Genomic DNA, 1,769 nt, shown 5'->3' with positions numbered 1-1,769 from the left:
TCAAGCGCAGCATGGCCGCCGGCTTTTTTGCCTACCTGACCAAGCCGATCGATATCGACGCCTTCACGGCGGCGGTGGACCGGGCGCTGGCGCCTGCGGCCGCGCCCGACTAGTCTTACTGTGTCACAAAGTAAGTTTAATCTGAAAGCAGCAAGGGCAACGCTGTAGTTGAGTTGCGATTGCACTGGCGATGAGCGCGCGTAGCGTTGTAATGGAGTCAGGGACATGACGTTGCGCTCGTCCTGCTTCCGCGAGGGATGTAATCGTTGGGTAAGCCAAACGTTTCTGGCCCTGCAGAGTTTTTTTTGACGTCGGGATGATTGAGGCGCTGTGTGGTCAGAAAGCCGTAGGCGGCGATGCATAGTGTGGCGTGGTGATGAAATCCGCGCCAACCGCGTCCCTCGTAGTGTCCGAGTCCAAATTCCTGCTTGAGTTCCTGATAGTCTCGCTCGATACGCCAGCGCATTTTTGTCACAAACACGATTTGCTCAAGAGTCGCATCGTCGGGCGCAGTGGAAAGGAAGTATTTCAGTGGTTCCGCGTCGCCTTCTGGCCATTCAATCAGCAGCCATTCCTCGGCCCGCATCTCGGTACCGAGATAGTCTCGATGAGCGGGGCGTATCCGTAGCGCGGCGAAGCGAGAGGAAAGTTCGGCATTGGAACCTTCCCGCCATGTGACCGGGCGGTAGGCGTGCGACGGCAGCGACAGCGCCAATGCTTTCACGGAAACCGGCTCGTTGCCGGCCTCGCGTCGCAGCCGCGTCGGTCGTATGCCGCGCCCACTCCATTGTTTGGGCGGCAGCGGCGCGGTTCCCGGCGCCCACACCGTGGTCGCCGGCCGGATGCCCACCGCATACAGCATACCCAGTTCTGTGATGCCACTGCGAAATGCAGTCTCGTCACCGTAGCCGGCGTCGGCCAGCACCACGCCCGGCGGCGTGCCCGATGCGAGCGCGCTGCGTAGTTGCTCAAGTGCGATTTCGGGCTTGGTCGCAAAGGCGATCCCTTCCGGCACGCCAGCCACGCCTCGGCGGACCGGATCGTTTGCCCAGTCCTTGGGAAGGTAAAGTTGATAGGCGATCGGTATGCTGCCCAGCTCGGTGGCCAATGATAAGCTGACGGCCACCTGGCAATTATCCTGCTTACCCAACTGCCCGCAATATTGCCGCGCCACACCCACCGAGTGCTTGCCTTTCTTTGGAAAACCGGTATCGTCGACGATCCAATAATGTCCGGTATCGGTGGCCAACAGCGGTTGGACCTGGTCGCATACCGATGCCAGGACGGCGTTATCCGACCACGCCGATTTCGCCACGAAATGGTGAAGGGACTGGTGTTTGGCGCGTACTTGCGTCGGCTTGATGTGCGCCGCCAGCGGCTCGACGCTCTTACGCGCGATCGGCAGCATCAGCCCTTGACAGTAGTCCTTCAGACTTGTCCTGCGATCCATATGGCCCACTGCGTCGCACAGGCGCTCAAGATAAACATCCAGATCAGCCAAATTTGTCATTCCCGTCTCCTGCAGTTATATAGACAGTTCAACAGTATACGCATATAATTCAATTTGTGACACAGTAAGACTAGCAGCCTGTCGGACTTGGGGAGTCGAAGCGAAAAAATAGCTGGGCGAGGCCAGATTTTGACGATTTCGCAGTGCCAATAGCGAGCTATTGGCCGAGAAAGCGGCGAAATATGGACCGTCCCAGGTATTTTTGCAGCCGACGATCCCAAGTCCGACAGGCTGCTAGTCTTACTGTGTCACAAATTGA

Annotated in this window: 1 protein-coding gene; it reads right to left on the bottom strand. The window is 58.2% G+C overall.

Annotated elements, in window-relative coordinates; genetic code table 11:
- Positions 1–217: 217 nt before the first annotated feature.
- Positions 218–1,510, bottom strand: coding sequence for an IS701 family transposase (locus tag F2P45_RS34095; protein WP_166882639.1), 1,293 nt, complete (start codon positions 1,508–1,510; stop codon positions 218–220).
- Between the last annotated feature and the right edge of the window lie 259 nt (positions 1,511–1,769).

The organism is Massilia mucilaginosa, from assembly GCF_011682145.1.
Lineage (GTDB): Bacteria > Pseudomonadota > Gammaproteobacteria > Burkholderiales > Burkholderiaceae_D > Telluria_A > Telluria_A mucilaginosa.
The sequence above is the reverse complement of the archived record's forward strand: the minus strand, read 5'-3'. Positions and strand labels throughout refer to the sequence as shown.

Bases quoted from the DNA above. Each gene is read 5' to 3' on its own strand.
- F2P45_RS34095 (WP_166882639.1), bottom strand. From the start codon at position 1,510: ATGACAAATTTGGCTGATCTGGATGTTTATCTTGAGCGCCTGTGCGAC.